Genomic DNA, 18,732 nt, shown 5'->3' on the forward strand with positions numbered 1-18,732 from the left:
GGGCCGAAGCCCCCTTATTGCATTTAAATTTCAACGATAAGAATTAAAGTCCTTGCAGTTTTAAACGGTTTGCATGTTGACGGTACAGCGCCACAGGATCTTGTGCAAATAGCCCTGTTAAGCCAAACATCATATTGGCTAAATCGGTATGGTTAAGTTTGTAGCTATCGTTAATGACTTTACCGATATAAGCACTACAACGTGCAACCATACCGTCATTGTCTTTATTGCCATAAGACAATGGCCCGAGTTGCATTAGGATCGTGTCGATATCAAGTAAATTCGTGGTTTGCGCAACACCGGTCCATGAATAGTATTGAATGCCTTTGCTGTCGACTTGCTTTAAGTTCTTACTGCAATTTTCTGAAGATGCCAAAACACCGTCAGCTACAGCAGATTTTGCAACCGTACTGTTAAATGCAGCAGAACCTGTTTGTGATAATGATTTCATTGAAGCATCGAAATTAATTTCAAGCTCAGGTTTTGCCTGACCTAAAGCAATCAGTGGACCGACAATATAATCACCTAAAATATTAAAGGCAGTGCGAGAAAGTGAGTTGCCTTGAATATCATCCGCTACTTTAGAGCCGTGATAGGTTCCTGCAACACCTGTAATAGACGCAATGTACTGTGGTTTTGTTTGAGCAACATACAATACAGTTGGACCACCATGAGAGTGACCGATTAAGTTAAGTTTTGGCTTCCCTGTAATAGCCAAAACATCTTCAACTTGTGCAATTAACTGCTCACCACGATGTGCTGTGGTATTTGCAGGAGATAATTGCGCTGCGAATACGGTTGAGCCATTTCGTGCCATATCTGGCAAGATTTGGTACCAATAATCTAGTCCGATGGTGTCAGTGCCGATACGTGACCAACCGAGCCAACCATGCACCATTAAAATTGGATATTTGGTTTTTGCGTAGTCAGATTTTGCCGTTTCCTTCACCTGGAGGGCGCTAGGCGCAGCTTGAGTGCTTGCCGATATACTCATCGCTAAGCCTGCAACTGTAGCTACAGAGGCCATCTTGGCCGTGTTTACTAAAGATCGCATAAATGTTCCTTGATCTGATGTTGTTTTTATTACTTTTTAATAATGAAAATACTCTCTGTTTTTAAGCAACATCTTTGTGATTGGCTAGGCCATATCTTTGATTTTAGAGAGTTTGAATAGACAAAGATGCCTTGTCATTTTTTCATGCTCGGTTTGAAATTCCATGTCATTTTAGGACATGGACGGCGTTGAGGTGACAAGTATATTTATATACATTCGTTTTTTATTTTTATCGTTTATTTTAGTTGTTATGATTTAAGAACTTATTGAATTAAATTGTTTAATGCGTACAAATAAAAAAATTGTAAACAAAAAAGGACGTCCAAAGACGTCCTGTTCAGTGCTGAAAGGGAACTAACTTTTGAGTTAAAGTCCCTGTAATTTTAAACGATTGGCATGTTGGCGGTAGAGCGCAACTGGGTCAGGTGAAAATAGGCTGCGTAGGCCAAAGATCATATTCACTTCATCTAAGTGGTTGTGATTGTAGTCGTCGCGGATTACTTGTCCGATGTGGGTGCTACAGCGTCCAACCAAACCGTCATTGTCACGATTTCCATAGGCCAAAGGGGCAAGCTGACTAATCACTGTATCTAGTACATCTAATACATTTGTGGTTTGCGCTGTACCTGTCCATGAGTAGTAATACACGCCATTGTCGACTTTGGCACCCGACTGATTGCAGTTCGCAGCCAGTGCTGCAGTTGGAAATTTCGCATTAAATTCAGCAGAACCTTTTTCACTGATCGCGGTAAGTGATGCATCAACACTGTTGGGTAGACTCGAGTTGCCTTCAGCCCAAGTAATAATCGGTGCTAAGAGTTGATCGCCAAGGATCCCAAAGACTGAGTTAATAGTTTTATTCGCTTGGATTTTATCTGCGACTAGAGAGCCACGATAAGTGCCTGCAACCCCAGTCACCGAAGCCACATATTCAGGTTTGATCGCTGCAATATAGCGAGTTGTCGGTCCACCATGTGAATGACCAATGAGGTTCACTTTGGGTTGGCCGGTCAGAGCAAGAACTTCTTCGACTTGAGAGAGCAATTGCTCACCACGGACTTCTGTCGACTCTAGCGGAGAAACTTGGGCAGCAAAGGTATTGGCCCCATTACGAGCTAAATCTGGCAAAATTTGATAAAAATAATCCATGCCAAAGCTGTCAAAACCAATGCGAGTAAACCCGAACATACCATGGGTAAACACAATCGGATATTTGGTCTTGGCATAGTTTGCCGAGCTGTTGGCGGTGACATGTTGGAGTCCTGCCGCCGCTTGGGATTGTGTGCTGGCGATCACTGCTGATGCAGCGATGATTGCGCATAAAAGAGCTTGTGGTTTTTTCATCATTTCATCCTGAAATTGAGGTTGTTTTTAAATTGTTGTTTGCAGTTATTCTGCGAAAGGTAATTTCCCACCTTGATCATGCACAGATTCAAAGGTACTGACGCGGAGCTGATCTTCCTTCGATTTAAAATGTTGATTACGGAGTTGCTGCACCGCTTGTTGTTTAGCACTGTCACTCATATTGCTTTTCACAATGCTGTCACGCTCTGTGAGGTATTGATTTACGCTAGATTTCCAAGAGCTGCGCTGGCTGTCTAGATTTTCAAGGCGCTGAGTAGCTTCTGGACCCACTAAATTTAACCGCATTTGATGGATTTCTTCGCTTGAACCACCACGGGCTTTAATGTCTGCTGTGAGCTTGCGTAAATCTTCAAGTTTATTGATTTGTTCCAGATTTTCTTTCCAATCTTCTGGGAGTTCATCAAACAGGGCTTTTAGTTTTTTGGCTTTTTCTGATTCAGACAGTTTTTTGTCATTTACTACTTCCATCCGTTTCAGCGTGTATTCGTGATAAGTATTTTCCTTGCCAAATAAACCTTCAATTTCATAATCAGAAAAGAACTGTTTTCTTAAATTCTGGGTGCTGCTGTAGATCGAGCGATAGTATTGTGGTGATTCTTTGTCGTCGCTTGGTGGCTGTAAATGACCTAACTGTTCACGATATTTCATATAACGATCCCACAAATCATAAATTTGGGATAGCGCCGGTTCTTTATGACCTTGTGCAATGTAGGATTTAAAATCCTTTTTAATTTGATCTATCGACTTTTCACCATACTGAGTAATGAAATATTCAAAGCAATTCCGTGTTTGTTCATTCACGATCAAACGGTTTGAACCATCCATACTGATTTGACAGTTAACTTCCGTGTCTTGTTGACTTGGACTGAGCAGCGAAGAACCGCTTGTTGCTTGAGCCGTAGCGGTTTCGCCCTGAGCTAAAGGCGTATTTTGTTGTTGAATCGATTGATCTGAAGGATCGTTTTGTGATGCTTTTGGCGCCAGCCAAAATATAAATGCAGCAACTGCGATAACGACCAAGGCTATGATGAGCCAAAGTTTATTTTTTTGCATATCCCAATGCACCTTTATTCCGTTTTTAATTGTTCTAGAGTTCTAAATGCGAACTCAATATGACATAAAATGCAGATAAAAACATAGAAAAGTTGTAAACGCTTAGCATGGATTGATACCATGGCGCAGTTCTCTTTTTGCCCTATTTTAGTCATGAAAAAAGCTTCTCCTAAGATTCAGCGTCGTCCTGTACATGGTGTATTTTTATTAAATAAGCCTTTGGGCATTAGCTCGAATGCTGCATTACAAAAAGTGCGTTGGTTGTATCGAGCACAAAAAGCAGGACATACAGGTGCGCTAGATCCATTAGCCTCAGGTTTATTACCAATTTGCTTAGGTGAAGCAACAAAGTTTTCGCATTTTTTATTGGATTCGACTAAACGTTATAAAACCACCGTCTTTTTAGGACACAGTACCACGACGGGTGATGTGGAAGGTGAAATACTATTAGAGCAAGCTGTTCCAACATTGACTGAAGAAAATATTCAAAATGTCTTGGCGCAATTTGTAGGGGATATTCAACAAATTCCACCGATGTATTCTGCGCTGAAAAAAGAAGGTCGCCCGCTGTACGAGTTGGCGCGTAAAGGTATAGAAATAGAGCGTGAAGCACGTCCAATTTCGATTTATGCCATCGAGTTATTATCATTTAATGAGAATAGTATTACACTCGACATCACCTGTTCCAAAGGCACATATATTCGTGTTTTAGGCGAAGATATTGCCAAAGCATTGGGTACTTTTGGACATTTGACCTATCTACACCGTACGCAAACAGGGCATTTTGATCTCAATCCAACTTACACTATTGAATATTTAGAGAGTCTGACCGAAGCTGAGCGTGAAGCATTATTGCTGCCGGTGTATTCGCCTGTCGATCATTTCTGCAAAGTGCAAGCGCCGGAAGGTCGAGCTGAATATTTTAGTCGTGGAATGGAAAGTAATATTGAGCATGCTGCGGAAGCGCAGGTTTTGGTATTTGATGGGGAACGTTGCTTAGGTCTAGCGGAAATTACCGATCGTAAGCGCTTAGTACCAAAACGTGTATTAAATCTTGAATAGTCATCAACAGCCACTGAAGCCAAATTATGGAAATTGAAATCATCTTAAGCCTCTTATTTTTTGCATTTTTTGCCGGTGCAATTGATGCAGCAGTGGGGGGCGGAGGATTAATTCAAATTCCAGCCATTATGAATGCCATGCCGCACTTATCTCCGGCGACGGTGTTTGGCACCAATAAGTTGTCTTCGATTTTTGGTACAGCGTCAGCTTCCTATTCTTTTTTACGCCAAGTCAAACTCCGTTGGAAATTACTTGCGGTCATTGCAAGCTGTGCATTTGTTGCTTCTTTTGTGGGAGCAGCCTGTGTATCAATGATTCCTAAAGAAGTCTTACGTCCTTTTGTTTTGGTCATGTTGATCGTGATTGCGATCTATACCTTTGCCAAAAAACAATTTGGTCAGGTGCATGTACGCCAAGAACTGACCCCTAAAATTCTCGGTCTTGCCGCTCTTGGTAGTCTGGTAATTGGTTTTTATGACGGTATCTTTGGGCCTGGCACGGGCAGTTTCTTTATCTTCTTTTTTATTCGTTATCTACAAGCAGACTTTTTGCATGCCTCTGCTTTGTCAAAAGTCGCCAACTTAACCACCAACCTTGCAGCACTGAGTTTTTTTGCGCCCACTGGCCATGTGTTATTTGCGATAGGCTTAATGATGGCTGTAGCAAATATTTTAGGCTCGATCGTTGGTGTACGTGCGGCAATTAAATACGGTAGTGGCTTTATTCGAATTCTATTTTTGATTTTGGTGAGTATTTTGATTGTACGGTTGTGTTATCAAACCTTTACGGGACAAGCTTAAAACAAATCTTAACAGTGCGTTGCTGAATTCTGTCGCTGAAATGATTAGTATGAAAATAAGCGACTCGTTTGAGTTGTGGATAATAATTAAATTTCATAATACACAATTAGCTAAGCATCAGAGGTCATAACTACAATGAATATATTTGAAGCTTTACGCCAAAGTCATGAAAAGCAACGTGAACTTGCTGAAAAACTCATTCAAACATCAGGGGATACACCTGAGCGTCGAGATTTATTTGAGCTGCTCAAAAATGAGTTATTTGCTCATGCTGTTGGCGAAGATCGTTATTTTTACATCCCGTTAATGATGACTGATTCAGGTCTAAACATCACCCGTCATGCATTGGCGGAACATCATGAGATGGATGAATTATTAGAGCAACTGACGGAAACTGAATTTAGTAATCCAGGTTGGTTGGCAATTGCGAAAAAGTTATCTGAAACGGTACATCATCATTTGCAGGAAGAAGAGCACGGCTTTTTTCAGCAAGCAGGTAAAATCTTAGATGAAAAACAAAAGGAAAGTTTAGCCAAACAATATTTGGCGGAATATAAGAAATACAAGAAAGCAGATAAAGACAGTTTGACGGGATAAATATTAGTGAGTTTTGAGGACAAATTCCAAATTAAAAAAGACGGCAGAGGCCGTCTTTTTGTTTCAACTATAAATATAAAAAATTAGTCTGATACGCTGCTCGGAGTATTGCGAGAGGAACGTAAAGTCACCCCGACGGACGCCAACATAATGCAGACTAAGGCCACCCATTGCCACGTCCCAATATTTTCGCCAAGCAGAACCATACCTGTAATGGCAGCTAATGCAGGCGACAAACTCGATAAAGTCCCATAACTAAGTTTACTGAGGATTTTCAACGCTTTTAAATCCAGTGCATAAGGTATGGCCGTGGCTAAAATCGCAATCAATAAGGCTTTCGGCCAATATTGGGTATCGAGTAGGGCGGGTGCATTGTTATATAGTCCAATCGGGAGCAAGGTCAGTGCGGACAGTGTGATGGCAATCGTTAGCGCATGCATACCAATATTTTGGTGTACGACTTTTTGCCCGAAATAAATATAGAATGCCCAACAGAGTCCCGCTGCTAAGGCACAGGCTGCCCCAAGTATTGAGAAATTACCATCATGAGCTTGTCCCCAAGGCACCATCAAGGTAATGCCTAAGATTGCTAAAAAGACCCAAATATAATCACTGCTGTTTTTAATGGATAACAATGCCAGACCCAAAGGGCCGATAAACTCTAAACCCACGGCAATGCCTTGTGGTAATTTACCCAGTGACATATAGAACAACACATTCATCAAACAGAGTGCCGCGCTATAGCAGAGCAGATCCCGCCATTTTAAAAAAGACAGCCGTTTTAAAATGTGCCATGAACGAAACATTAAACAGATAATAATTGAAGCAAAACAGAGTCGTAAAATGGTCACACTGAGTGGATCAAGCACCAAAAATAATTGCTTGGCGAATGATGCACTGATTTGATAGGAGATCATGGAGAGCACCATGAAAACAACAGCGAGAAGTTGTGAATTTGGCATGCGGCACACAGTTGTTGGGCGGTGTTGAGCCCTATTTTTGAGTCAGTACAGTATAGCGGTTAATGCTAACAATTGAGTGAATTTTAACATTTGACCAAATCATGATGGATTTTGAATTTAAATGACTTTGGCTTTTTGCGTGGTATAGGTACACCCAATCGATGCACAGATGATGACAGCAAGGGCTAACCACTGAGTCCACAGCAATTGTTCATTTAAGAAAACAAAACCAGAGAGTGCTGCAATTGCAGGTTCTAGGCTCATGAGCGTTCCGAAACTGAGCGCAGTCATGTTACGTAGCGCAATCATTTCTAGAGTAAAAGGTAAAGCACTGGCTAGGGTCGCAAGTGCAATAAAATACAGCAGACTACTTGGCTCAAACGCCTGTGCCGGCATACCTGCAAAGAGTGCGATGGGCATCAAAACACACATGCCGACGAACATGCCTAAGCAAACGGTATGATTGCCTGAGACCCCTGACGGTTTTTGACCAGCCACGATATAGAGTGCCCAACACGCACCTGCACCGAGGGCAAGCAAGATCCCAATTGGGTCAAGACGTTGTGCTGCTTGATCAAATGGAAACAGCAAAATTAGGCCTAGAATTGCAAGGCCGACCCAGACGAAGTCGAATTTTCGTCTTGCTGCCAATAGTGCAACACTTAAAGGGCCAATAAATTCAAAAGACACGGCAATGCCGAGAGGTAGGCGATCAATGGACAAGTAAAACAGCATATTCATGCCTGCAAGCGCACAGCCATAGCTGATAATTGCAGACCATTTGACTTGTTTAAAATTGATTTGCCAAATTTTAAAGATAATCGCCAAGATTAATGCACCAAGCAGTAAACGCATCGCGGATACGGTCAGGATGGGAAACTGACCAAACAGGTACTTAGCGAACGAACCACTGCTTTGCATACTGATCATGGCAATAAGCAAGATCAGCGGTGCTTGGACAGTCGGTGCAACTTTAAAATTTGGCATAAACTAAATTTGTTTCGATGACTCGAAGAGCGGGAGAGTGGCACTAGCCAGATTTTAAAAGTTTATAACAATAAAAAAACCACAGCCCGAAGGCTGTGGCTTCAGAGTCTAATGCGATTAGAACAATACGCGAACTCGGATTGTACCTTCAACTTCGTGAAGTGTATCTAAAGCTTCTTTAGAGGCAGTTGCGTCAACGTCCATCACTAAGTAACCCACATCACCTTTAGTCATTAAAGACTGACCAGAGATGTTTATACCGTGTTCAGCAAACAAGTTGTTGATTTTTGAAAGAACGCCCGGCACGTTTTTGTGGATGTGAAGTAAACGGTGTTTACCTTCAGTCAACGGTAACGCGATTTCTGGGAAGTTCACTGCAGATAAAGTCATACCTTTATCAGAGTAAGCAACGAATTTTTCAGCAACCTCAAGACCGATGTTCGCTTGCGCTTCCATTGTTGAACCACCCACGTGAGGAGTCAAAATCACGTTGTCTAAGCCACGAAGTGGAGAAACGAATTCTTCACCGTTTGCTTTCGGTTCTTTAGGGAATACGTCTACAGCCGCACCAGCAATATGACCAGATTTGATTGCATCAGCAAGATCTTCAATGATGACACATGTACCACGTGCAGCATTGAGGAAGATTGCGCCTTCTTTCATTTGAGCAAATTGCTCTTTACCGAAGAAGTTACGTGTAGATGGAACGTCAGGAACGTGTAAAGAAACCACGTCTGCATTGGCAAGAAGTTCACCCATAGAACCGACTTGACGTGCATTACCCATTGGAAGTTTAGTTACAGCATCGTAATAAATTACGTGCATACCTAAACTTTCAGCAAGTACAGAAAGTTGCGAGCCAATCGAACCGTAACCAACAATACCTAAAGTTTTACCACGAGTTTCAAATGAACCGACTGCAGACTTGTTCCAACCACCACGGTGAGTTGAAGCAGATTTTGCAGGAACACCACGAAGTAATAGAATCGCTTCAGCAAGTACTAGTTCAGCAACTGAACGCGTATTTGAGTATGGTGCGTTAAATACTGGAATACCACGAATCATGGCAGCATTTAAGTTCACTTGGTTTGTACCGATACAGAAACAACCCACAGCAATCAGTTTGTTCGCCGCTTCAAAAACTTCTTCAGTTAATTGAGTACGTGAACGAATACCAATGAAGTGAGCATCTTTAACCGCTTCTTTCAACGCTTCACCCTCAAGCGCAGTTTTACGGTAGTCAATGTTGGTGTATCCAGCAGCATTTAGAGTGTCGATTGCGTTTTGGTGAACGCCTTCTAACAACAAGAAACGAATTTTATCTTTAGGTAAAGAAAGATGTTGGCTCATTACGGCTCCGCTACAAAGGCCAAATTTAGTGCGCATATAATAGCATAGGAAGTCGCCTGATATACATTTCCTTTATGACCGACGTCATGGCTATTTTGGCGAATGATGAGTCAATTTTTTTAGATTTGGTCTAATTAACTTGGTCATATTCCTCGTGACATTTTGAAATCACGTTTTTCTTTGGGTTTTGTCAAAAAAAGCCCAGTTATAGCTTATAATGGTGCCGCTCAAAATCATCTTGAACAATTCCCTGACATTTTGATGCGCTCTGTTTCAGGCTTTTTCCCTTGAAATATGCGTTACCGCAGTTTTGACTGAATGAAGTCTGGACCTTTAAAAAACTTGTTTACTTCTTGCAAGGTCTGAAAACGATGAATGCTCCAGTCGCTTTAACCCCAGAGTTATTGACCCAATTGACCGCTATTGTTGGCGAAAGCCGAATTAAAACCGATGCGGATAGTCTCCAAAATTGGGGTCGTGACCATACTAAGCACTTCGATCCAAACCCGTCGGTCGTCGTTTTCCCTTCAAGCACAGAACAAGTTCAACAAATTGTAAAACTTGCGAACCAATTTAATGTCGCGATCACACCAAGTGGCGGTCGTACAGGTTTGTCTGCGGGTGCTGTGGCTGCTAACGGTGAAATCGTGGTAAGCATGGACAAGATGAACCAAATCTTGGAATTCTTTCCAGCTGACCGTATGGTTCGCGTACAAGCAGGTGTAGTGACTGAACAACTTCAGAACTATGCTGAAGAACAAGGCATGTACTACCCAGTTGATTTTGCATCTTCAGGTTCATCTCAAATTGGCGGTAACATTGGTACCAATGCGGGTGGTATTAAAGTTATCAAATACGGCATGACTCGTAACTGGGTGTTGGGCATGACTGTGGTTACTGGTAAAGGTGACATCCTGCGCTTGAACAAAGGCATGATCAAAAACGCGACTGGTTATGCACTTCAACACTTATTTATTGGTGGTGAAGGTACGCTAGGTTTAGTGACTGAAGCTGAAATCAAACTTGAACGTCAACCCCATGACTTACAAGTGTTGGTTCTCGGTGTGCCTGATTTTGATGCGATTATGCCTGTTCTACATGCCTTCCAAAAGAAAATCGACCTGACTGCATTTGAGTTCTTTGGTGAACTTGCGATGCAAAAAGTATTGGACAATGGTCATGTACAACGTCCATTTGAAACACCATGTCCGTTCTATGTTTTACTTGAGTTTGAAGCACCATTTGAACCGATCATGGATGCGGCAATGGAAATCTTTGAACATTGCATGGAACAAGGTTGGGTACTGGATGGCGTGATGAGCCAAAGCTTAGACCAAGTACATAGCTTATGGCGTTTACGTGAAGACATTTCAGAGTCAATCGCACCGTTCACACCATACAAAAATGACATCTCAGTTCTGATTACACATGTGCCTGCATTTATTAAAGAAATTGATGCAATTGTGGAAGCGAACTACCCAGACTTTGAAATTTGCTGGTTCGGTCATATTGGTGACGGTAACTTGCACCTAAATATTTTGAAACCTGCGGATTTAAGTAAAGATGAATTCTTTGCAAAATGCCAAGTGGTGAACAAATACGTATTTGAAACTGTGAAAAAATATGACGGTTCAATTTCTGCAGAACATGGCGTGGGTATGACTAAGAAGCCTTACCTCGATTACACACGTTCAGCAGAAGAAATCGAATATATGAAAGCATTGAAAAAAGTATTCGATCCAAATGCGATTATGAACCCAGGTAAATTGTTCGATCTTTAATTTTTAAAGACGATTGAAAACGCATCTTCGGATGCGTTTTTTTTATGGCTATAGCACGACTTTTTAGCCACGCATGGATGAGAGACCACACATTGATTTTTGGAATGGAGTACTTCTTTTACATTGCTTAAATAGTGTTTTGGACAAATGTTCGGCATGATAGGACTGAATAATAATTTTGAGTTGCTTCTATGTATCGTTTAATTGCTGTGTCTGCATTGTGTGTGGGGATGTTGGCGGGTTGTGCGACAACGCAGAAAATTGTGTCTAAAGTCGGTTCTTCTGCTACGCCACTCGATCAGGTATTAAAAGAACGTCCTGATTTGCGTAAAGAACTGTCGACTGTGGAAATTCGTCAGTATTTTAACCGTGTTGAGTCGCCAAATGCGGGGCAGGTGAAAGTGACGGAAACGGGTTTGATGGATGATTCGGTGAAATCGGTTCGTACCATTTATAGTTTTAGATTGGTGGATGGTGACTGGCAGCGTGTAAATACGCAAAAGGAATATCAGTGCCAACGTGGTAAAAATACCAAGACTTTCCAATCGGCGAAGTGTCCTTAATAAATCTTTGATTTATGGTTGAAATTTAGGCATGTGTGCCTCATAAAAAGCGTATCGATTGATGCGCTTTTTTATTGGGGAAATAAGAATAATGAATATTTTAATTGTCGGAAACGGTTTTGATTTATCACATTATTTGCCGACGAAATATGACCATTTTATGGTGGTAATGGATGTCATAGAAAATTGGGACGAAGCCAAAGGTGATATGGGCTTTGATGATCTTTTTGGATCCTTGTATGAAAAAGAAGATTATTTCTTTGGATATACGAAAGCAATGTATAAAACTGAAGAAATTCAGATTCCTGTAGCACAAATTGAGCAATTACAATATAGATTAAAAGAAAATGTGTGGTTTCAGTATTTTTCTGATCATGTGAGAGAAGTTCAAACTTGGATAGATATTGAAAATAAAATTGAAGAAATTCTATTAAGTTTCGCACATGTATTGCCTTTTATTGAAAGAATAAATCATCAATCACAACATGCTTTTAATCATCATGAATTCGATACAGAAGTTGGAAAAAGAAATTCAATTATTTTAAAGAAGTTCGATTTATTTGAGGAGAAAGGTCTGCATAAAGGATTTAACTCCAAATTTTGTTATGGTAGTAACGACAAAAATGGGGTGAATCCATCGTTATTTTTAAATTTTTTGAACAAAAAATTAGATGAGTTTATTGAAATTTTTAATTTATATCTTGAAATGATAGTCAGCAAATTATCTCGAACTAATGATTTCACTTTTAAAGGTGATAATTGGGTTTTTCCAGAAAAAATTTATTCATTTAATTATACAAATACATATGAGCGTATTTACAATTCAGTAAAAATTGAATATTTACATGGTCGTCATGGTGAGCAACAAAATATCGTTTTAGGTGTTTCAGATATAGATGATGAATATCTAAAGAAGTTAAAAGCTTATGGCTTAACGAAATATCATCAAAAACTTTTTAAAGAAACTGATTATTTATTTCTTAGTGAAATCGTTGATCATTTTTTTTCAACTGAAAAAGCAAAAAAAACTTTGGAAGATGAAATAAATACATATTTAGATAACCCAATGCTTACTTCTGATGTGTATTTTAGAGCTATGTTTGATGCAAAGCGGAATGATTTTATACATCTTAGTACGAGCACAGAGGAAACATATAACATAAAAGTTTGGGGGCATTCTTTAGATCGATCTGATTCTAACTATATAAAAGAAATATTTTCTTTTAATGGAGAACTAATTGAGCATAGATGCAATGTAGTAATTTATTATTTTCATGAGCAAGCTAAATTTGATTTGCTTAATAATTTGTTGGATATAATTGGAAAGATAATAGTAGAAAAATGGATGAAGAAAGGCTGGCTAAAATTTGAGAAAAATCCAGATATTGCAAAACTTAATGGAATAAAGCCCGTCGAATTACCAAAATATCAGCATCCTAAAACTGTGACACTGAAATCCATTTAGCCTATCGAATCAGCTATCTCTAGTAAGCTAAGATCAAACGATCCTAAATAAACCTAAAACAATATGAAAACCCTCGCTTTTATTCACGTCAATGATTCAGGTTCACCCGTTGGTGACTTTGCACCAGTCACATCAGTATTTTCCCATTATGAATTGGGAAATACCGTTTCGCCATTTTTATTGCTCGACCATTTAGGGCCTGGGGTGCTGAAACCAACCCAACTGAAAAAAGGTGTGCTGGAACACCCACATCGAGGCTTTGAAACCGTCACATTGGTGTTTAAAGGTGAACTTGAACATCATGATACGACTGGCGGCGGTGGTGTCATTGGTGAGGGCGATGTGCAGTGGATGACTGCGGCTTCAGGCATTCAGCATGAAGAAGTCTTTAGCCATGCCTTTGCACAGCGGGGCGGAGCATTTGAAATATTGCAATTGTGGGTCAATTTACCTGCTAAAGATAAAATGAATCCTGCACGCTATCAGAGCTTAGCCAAAGCCAGTATTCCTATTGTGAATTTAGCCCAAGATGCTGGTTATGTAAGGGTGATTGCAGGGCAATATTTAACAGCCCATGGCCCTGCAGAGACACATACACCCATGCAAGTATTTGATGTCTTTGTCAGAGCCAATCAAAGCATCACCCTTCCTGCACAGGAAGGGAATACCACGCTTGTGTATTTACGTTCGGGCAAGCTGAAATTTAATGAAACGGATGAACTATTAAATGCACAGCATATGGCAGTTATGTCGAGCCAAGGTGAAAATGTCGAATTGACGGCAGTTGAAGATAGCCACATGTTGTATTTATCGGCGCAGCCTTTAAATGAACCCATCTATGGGCGAGGTTATTTTGTGATGAATCATTTTGCAGAAGTCATGCAAGCCTATGAGGACCTAAAACAAGGTCGCTTTATCCAAAAAGCAGACAATGAAAAGCCATAAAAGTGGCTAGATAAAAAGACCAATACAACGCCAGCAAACACTGTTAAAATAGTCGGACTCAAACCGACAGATCGGTTCGTTGAAGTTCATTTTATCTCTATCTAGCGTCTTGTGAATACGACGCACATATGGCGGATATGCCGCAAATTCATTTTTAAAATTAATATTACAGTGCTCGTCATTGGGCTGAAGTGTCTCTCCCTATTTGTCATTTCAAGCTCGACAGCACACATTTGATATGTAGATAACAATGCAAAACGTACAAACCACAAAATTAAGTCGTGCCACCTTAATGTTTCCCTTGGCACTGGTTTTATTTGAATTTTCTGTCTATATCGGCAACGATTTAGTCCAACCCGCCATGCTTGCGATTACCCAAGAGTTTGGTGTGAGTAGTGCATGGGCACCCTCGTCGATGTCATTTTACTTATTGGGAGGTGCTTGTGTCGCTGCAATATTAGGGCCATTGTCAGACCGATTAGGCCGTAAAAAAGTCCTGTTGGGTGGTGTAGCGTTCTTTAGCTTATGCTGTTTAGCGATATTGCTCACACATAATATCGAAAGCTTTTTAACTTTGCGTTTTTTACAAGGTTTTGGTTTATCGGTCATTTCTGCCGTGGGCTATGCCGCTGTTCAGGAGACCTTTGAAGAGCGTGACGCCATCAAAGTCATGGCGATCATGGCGAATATTTCACTACTGGCGCCACTGATCGGTCCCGTCCTCGGTGCCTTTATGATTGATCACGTGTCATGGCATTGGGGCTTTATTGGAATCGCATTGCTATCTTTTTTGAGTTGGTTTGGTTTAAAAGCCAAGATGCCGACTCAGCACATCAGCATTCCAAAGCAACCGGTGGGCTATATTATCGATGACTTTAAACAGGTGTTAAAAAATAAACGCTTTTTGGCACTGACACTGGGTCTACCGATGGTGGCAATGCCACTGATGCTGTGGATTGCGCTATCTCCGGTGATATTGGTGGAGCAGCTAGGACTGAGTAGCATGCAATATGGCATGGCACAGTTTCCTGTTTTGGGCGGTCTGATCCTCGGTAATATTGTCCTGATTAAAATCATCGACAAACTGCCATTAGGTCAGTCTGTGATGATCGGGCTACCGCTGATGTTACTCGGGACGAGCCTCGTGGTGATTGGGACGATGACTGAAAGTTATTTTCTGACCTTTCTCATTCTCGGCATGAGTTTGGTCAGTTTTGGTGAAGGGATTAGCTTTTCTGTGCTCTATCGATTTGCCTTAATGTCGTCTGAAATGTCGAAGGGCACTGTGGCTGCGGCAGTGTCTGTGATCATGATGCTGACGTTCTTTGCCGTGATTGAAATCGTGCGCGTGCTGTATGAAAACTTTGGCCTTTGGGCCTATAGTTTGGCAGGCTTTACCCTCATTATCTTGTGGTTCAGCCTACCACGCTTGGTGGTGCGAGATATTATGCGACAACGTAAATTGACGGGTGAATTTTAAATTCGAGTTCATGCCATCATAGAAAAAGCCCAATGCTGTGTAGAACAACATTGGGCTTTTTTATTTGCTGTATACCGTCTTAATTTGATGTTGCAGGTTGTTCTGCATTTTTTAATTTGCGATCGAAAATAAACGGACCAAAAGGCAAAATCGATGCAATCAGGCCCATTAGAAATACGCTGAGTGACCATTTTTGCTTTTCACAGACCACAAATAGCACCACCAAGAAGGCAATAAACAAGACGCCATGTCCCATACCGACGTATTTGACCAATATTGGATTATCCATCAGGTACTTCATTGGCATAGCAATGAACAACAATAATAAAAAGGAGATGCCTTCGAGTAGGCCCACAAAGCGTAAGGTCTTGATATTCATGCGAAGTCTAAATTCAAAGTGATTTCAGCCTTGAGTGTACCTGAAAGCACTGCAGGAACGAAGCATTCCCGTTGAAATAATTGATCCGCATATTGAGTCTAAGTTGATGTATTTAAAGTTAATTCTGAGTCGTCTGCTCGGATTAACCTTCTAGATCCGTTAAGGCATCTTCAATCGAACCCTGATCAAATTCATAGTTACAGCCGAGTAAAATCATCGGGCTTTTTCCGGTCATTTCAGACAGGCTTAGTTTGTGATTGATGGCATGCAGATCATCCGTTTCAGCTTCCGTACGTAGGATTTTTTGACCACGGAAAAACGGCATATTGGCAACCATCGGATGCTGTTCAATACCATATTTTTGGGCAAGTTTTTTCACATCGGCTTGGCGATAGATCGCGAATACTGCATTGGAAGACAGGCCAATTTCTTGGGTTGGCATGCCAAAAAATTCAACAGGCTGCTTCATAATCGAGTAAAGTGTCATGGTAGGTGTCGTAATCGGCCTGACATTCCAAAATACGCTTCAAATCTTGTGCTGTCGGTGCTGCAAAAACAGAAGACGCAGCTAAACATGAGGTCGCCACAATCGTGGGTAATATGAGGCGTTTAAGACCTAAACTAAGCATTTTCATTATGAGTCTCAAATGATTCTATTTTATTTCTGCCTGAATCAGCTGTGTTCGAAGCTGAATCAGTTCGGCTAATGTTTCTAATAATAAACTGATTTGCTTGAGCACCAGTTGCAGGTGATTAGACCGCATTTCTTCAGTGCTGAGTGTTTGAATTTCGAAAAGTTTTTGCTGAATTTTCTCAGGGTTGAGCGGTTTTTGCTGAATTAAGACCTCGTCTAAGGTGCTTTGACACCATTGCAGCAGTTCAAGGACTTGTTGGTCTTGTACCTGTTCACGGTGGCTCCCCAATGCCGAAATATAACTGAGCTGACTATGGCTATAGACCAAATAGCGAAAAGCATGTTGAATCAAAGTTTGGTCGGGTTCAGGCTCGGTACTTAAACTTGAAATCATGCTCGATAGTTCAGTTTGAGCATTATGGGCTGAACGACGGGCACGCCGATAATCAATGCTATTAGTTTTCCCATGGAGATATTGCTCAACTACGGCATCAAAATAATGCAAGGTCGCAGCAGAGCTTTTTTGAATGGTCTTGGAAATATTGCGAAAGTCCCAATCTGGCCAGATGACATTCACTGCGAACCATGCAATAAAACAGCCGAGTAGGGTATCAACGATACGCGGTAAAATAACTGCATAACCAGCGCCTTTTAAATTAAAAATCAGCAAGACCATTAAGGTTGCCATGAGGGTCGCCATGGCATATTTTTTGGCACTCAGATAGAAAAAGCACACGCCAAAAATAATCGTCAGTAGTAATTGACCTTCGACACTAGGCACAAAATACAAAATAGGAATGCCAAGTAAGACCCCTAATATGGTTCCCAATGTCCGCATTTTTAAACGACTTTTGGTCGCAAAATAACGCATCTGACAGACAAATAAACTGGTCAATAATATCCAGTAGCCATTTTTAGCAAAGGGCAATAGCGAAATGGCATAGCCCATCGCAAAGACAAAAGCGATGCGAACGGCATGGCGAAATAAGGCAGATTCGGGACTCAAATGCTGTTTCAGTTTGAGCCATAAATCATGCCAGCCATGAATATCGTCATCAAGTAAATTGAGGTTATCAATATGCTGCTGATAAGCCTGTTGCTGTGAATGATCTAAATCCTGCACATGCGAAAAACGTTCTTGCACACTGTCCAAATTACTCAAGATCAGCTGTAGGTTTTTCACTTCTATGTTTTGCGGATTATTGGCCATCCACTCCTGCAAAGAGGCATGCAAATGTGCCAGTGCTTGTGCGGTAATGGGATCAGGCTGATAGGGCTTGTCGATGCAAAATACAGTAGGCCAACTGTTGGCAAGCCTGCGCTTGTAATCGAATATTTTTTTGAAAACGGAAAATTAAATCAGTACGGCTAAAATTTGGATGAATTTGTTCGTAGTGTAAATAATTCGCACTGGCCTGTTCGTGAATATCTTGTGCCAAGAAATATAAATTCAGCCAGTAGATGGTGTTTTTATTGGCTCTTGATGCTTTTAAACGGGTGAGTAAAGAAGCTTTGGTCGTGTTTAAACTCGGGATGACATCACTGTTTTTGAGTGATAATTCATACAGTAAGTGTTCCACATTGTCGACATTATCTGGGTCAAATAAGCGTGCTTTTGCATTCAGTACTTCGGCGATTTGTAAAAAACAACGCGAGAGATTGTCCTGTACGGGTAGGGTGGGTTTAATCAGGTAAAAAAGAATTGAGGTCAGGCCATACCATAAGGCCCCTAGAACAAAGCAGCTGGGTTGAAAATACCAGGTGTCATATTCGCCCAAGCCGAACATGGTGTAAATCGACAGTAAAATCGTGCCAAAAGATATCGTGGCATAGCGTTGCCCCAAAGCTCCTAATAAAATAAATCCTGCACTGGACAGTGAAAGATACAATATAAACAGCAGCTTATAGGGAAAGAGAAAATCTAAAATACTACTGACACTAAAGAAGAGTACGCAGACATAGAGCAAATTACGCAGTCGGATGCTGAGTCGGTCGTCAAAGTCCGTGAGCGCGGTGGCAATCGCACCTAAGGTGACGGGCACAATAAAACTATGAAAACCGAGAAAATATAATCCGAGCGTGGTGCCACTCAAAACAATACAAATTTGCAGGCAATACATAATGATTGCACTGGATTGAAACTGTTGAAACCAAGAGAGTCGCGTGTTCACAGAGTTATGAAGTATTCGAATGATTTTGTAAATTAGACTGAGCTTTTTTCTGTGAACTGTCAATTTTTATTCAATAGAAAAGCG

Annotated in this window: 17 protein-coding genes and 1 pseudogene; 8 read left to right on the plus strand and 10 right to left on the minus strand. The window is 41.0% G+C overall.

Going from position 1 to position 18,732, the window contains the following annotated elements; genetic code table 11:
• Window positions 1-43: 43 nt before the first annotated feature.
• The 3 genes from LXF01_RS01775 to LXF01_RS01785 form a co-directional block, all read right to left on the minus strand.
• On the minus strand, window positions 44-1,054 hold the full coding sequence (locus LXF01_RS01775) for an esterase/lipase family protein (protein ID WP_180173230.1): 1,011 nt from the start codon (window positions 1,052-1,054) through the stop codon (window positions 44-46).
• Between the two features lie 366 nt (window positions 1,055-1,420).
• On the minus strand, window positions 1,421-2,401 hold the full coding sequence (locus LXF01_RS01780) for an esterase/lipase family protein (protein WP_373684461.1): 981 nt from the start codon (window positions 2,399-2,401) through the stop codon (window positions 1,421-1,423).
• 42 nt (window positions 2,402-2,443) lie between these two features.
• Window positions 2,444-3,472 carry a lipase secretion chaperone gene (locus tag LXF01_RS01785; RefSeq protein ID WP_180084582.1) on the minus strand — a complete coding sequence of 343 codons (1,029 nt, stop codon included), beginning with the start codon at window positions 3,470-3,472 and terminating at the stop codon, window positions 2,444-2,446.
• Between the two features lie 153 nt (window positions 3,473-3,625).
• On the opposite strand from LXF01_RS01785, the gene truB reads away from it, so the two are divergent.
• The 3 genes from truB (at window position 3,626) to LXF01_RS01800 (ending at window position 5,931) form a co-directional block, all read left to right on the plus strand.
• A complete protein-coding gene (gene truB / locus LXF01_RS01790) occupies window positions 3,626-4,534 on the plus strand; it encodes a tRNA pseudouridine(55) synthase TruB (protein WP_180021670.1) in 909 nt (302 codons plus the stop codon).
• Window positions 4,535-4,560: 26 nt separating this feature from the next.
• Entirely contained in the window at window positions 4,561-5,334 is a 774-nt protein-coding gene (locus LXF01_RS01795) for a sulfite exporter TauE/SafE family protein (RefSeq protein ID WP_180173233.1), read from the plus strand.
• Between the two features lie 135 nt (window positions 5,335-5,469).
• On the plus strand, window positions 5,470-5,931 hold the full coding sequence (locus tag LXF01_RS01800) for a hemerythrin domain-containing protein (RefSeq protein ID WP_078192502.1): 462 nt from the start codon (window positions 5,470-5,472) through the stop codon (window positions 5,929-5,931).
• A gap of 83 nt (window positions 5,932-6,014) precedes the next feature.
• On the opposite strand, the gene LXF01_RS01805 is transcribed toward LXF01_RS01800, so the two are convergent.
• The 3 genes from LXF01_RS01805 to serA all read right to left on the minus strand — a co-directional run bounded on the left by LXF01_RS01805 (window position 6,015) and on the right by serA (window position 9,230).
• Window positions 6,015-6,893 (minus strand): EamA family transporter, encoded by an 879-nt coding sequence (locus tag LXF01_RS01805; RefSeq protein ID WP_180145428.1) that lies wholly within the window; start codon window positions 6,891-6,893, stop codon window positions 6,015-6,017.
• A 117-nt stretch (window positions 6,894-7,010) separates the two neighbouring features.
• Window positions 7,011-7,880, minus strand: a complete 870-nt coding sequence (locus tag LXF01_RS01810; protein WP_180173234.1) for an EamA family transporter — start codon at window positions 7,878-7,880, stop codon at window positions 7,011-7,013.
• 117 nt (window positions 7,881-7,997) lie between these two features.
• Window positions 7,998-9,230: a phosphoglycerate dehydrogenase gene (gene serA, locus LXF01_RS01815; protein WP_180021554.1), complete on the minus strand. Its 1,233-nt coding sequence runs from the start codon at window positions 9,228-9,230 to the stop codon at window positions 7,998-8,000.
• 371 nt (window positions 9,231-9,601) lie between these two features.
• Here serA and LXF01_RS01820 point away from each other — a divergent pair, with 371 nt between their 5' ends.
• The 5 genes from LXF01_RS01820 to craA all read left to right on the plus strand — a co-directional run bounded on the left by LXF01_RS01820 (window position 9,602) and on the right by craA (window position 15,464).
• Complete coding sequence (locus LXF01_RS01820) at window positions 9,602-11,011, plus strand: FAD-binding oxidoreductase (protein ID WP_078189543.1); 1,410 nt, start codon at window positions 9,602-9,604, stop codon at window positions 11,009-11,011.
• Window positions 11,012-11,202: 191 nt separating this feature from the next.
• On the plus strand, window positions 11,203-11,574 hold the full coding sequence (locus LXF01_RS01825) for a hypothetical protein (protein WP_180004761.1): 372 nt from the start codon (window positions 11,203-11,205) through the stop codon (window positions 11,572-11,574).
• Window positions 11,575-11,665: 91 nt separating this feature from the next.
• Window positions 11,666-13,039: an AbiH family protein gene (locus LXF01_RS01830; protein ID WP_180084586.1), complete on the plus strand. Its 1,374-nt coding sequence runs from the start codon at window positions 11,666-11,668 to the stop codon at window positions 13,037-13,039.
• 63 nt (window positions 13,040-13,102) lie between these two features.
• Window positions 13,103-13,984 carry a pirin family protein gene (locus tag LXF01_RS01835; RefSeq protein WP_233944959.1) on the plus strand — a complete coding sequence of 294 codons (882 nt, stop codon included), beginning with the start codon at window positions 13,103-13,105 and terminating at the stop codon, window positions 13,982-13,984.
• A gap of 250 nt (window positions 13,985-14,234) precedes the next feature.
• Complete coding sequence (gene craA / locus LXF01_RS01840) at window positions 14,235-15,464, plus strand: chloramphenicol efflux MFS transporter CraA (protein ID WP_180173235.1); 1,230 nt, start codon at window positions 14,235-14,237, stop codon at window positions 15,462-15,464.
• Window positions 15,465-15,543: 79 nt separating this feature from the next.
• Here craA and LXF01_RS01845 read toward each other — a convergent pair whose 3' ends face one another.
• From LXF01_RS01845 to yccS, 4 genes and pseudogenes are all read right to left on the minus strand, one after another.
• Window positions 15,544-15,843, minus strand: coding sequence for a DUF3817 domain-containing protein (locus LXF01_RS01845; RefSeq protein ID WP_078189335.1), 300 nt, complete (start codon window positions 15,841-15,843; stop codon window positions 15,544-15,546).
• Between the two features lie 142 nt (window positions 15,844-15,985).
• Window positions 15,986-16,285 carry a hypothetical protein gene (locus LXF01_RS01850; protein ID WP_180173236.1) on the minus strand — a complete coding sequence of 100 codons (300 nt, stop codon included), beginning with the start codon at window positions 16,283-16,285 and terminating at the stop codon, window positions 15,986-15,988.
• Between the two features lie 10 nt (window positions 16,286-16,295).
• A complete protein-coding gene (locus LXF01_RS01855) occupies window positions 16,296-16,478 on the minus strand; it encodes a hypothetical protein (RefSeq protein WP_180156791.1) in 183 nt (60 codons plus the stop codon).
• A gap of 18 nt (window positions 16,479-16,496) precedes the next feature.
• Window positions 16,497-18,648 (minus strand): annotated as a pseudogene (gene yccS, locus LXF01_RS01860) (YccS family putative transporter).
• Between the last annotated feature and the right edge of the window lie 84 nt (window positions 18,649-18,732).

The sequence above is a fragment of the Acinetobacter sp. SH20PTE14 genome, from assembly GCF_021391555.1.
In the GTDB taxonomy this organism is placed as follows: Bacteria; Pseudomonadota; Gammaproteobacteria; order Pseudomonadales; family Moraxellaceae; genus Acinetobacter; species Acinetobacter amyesii.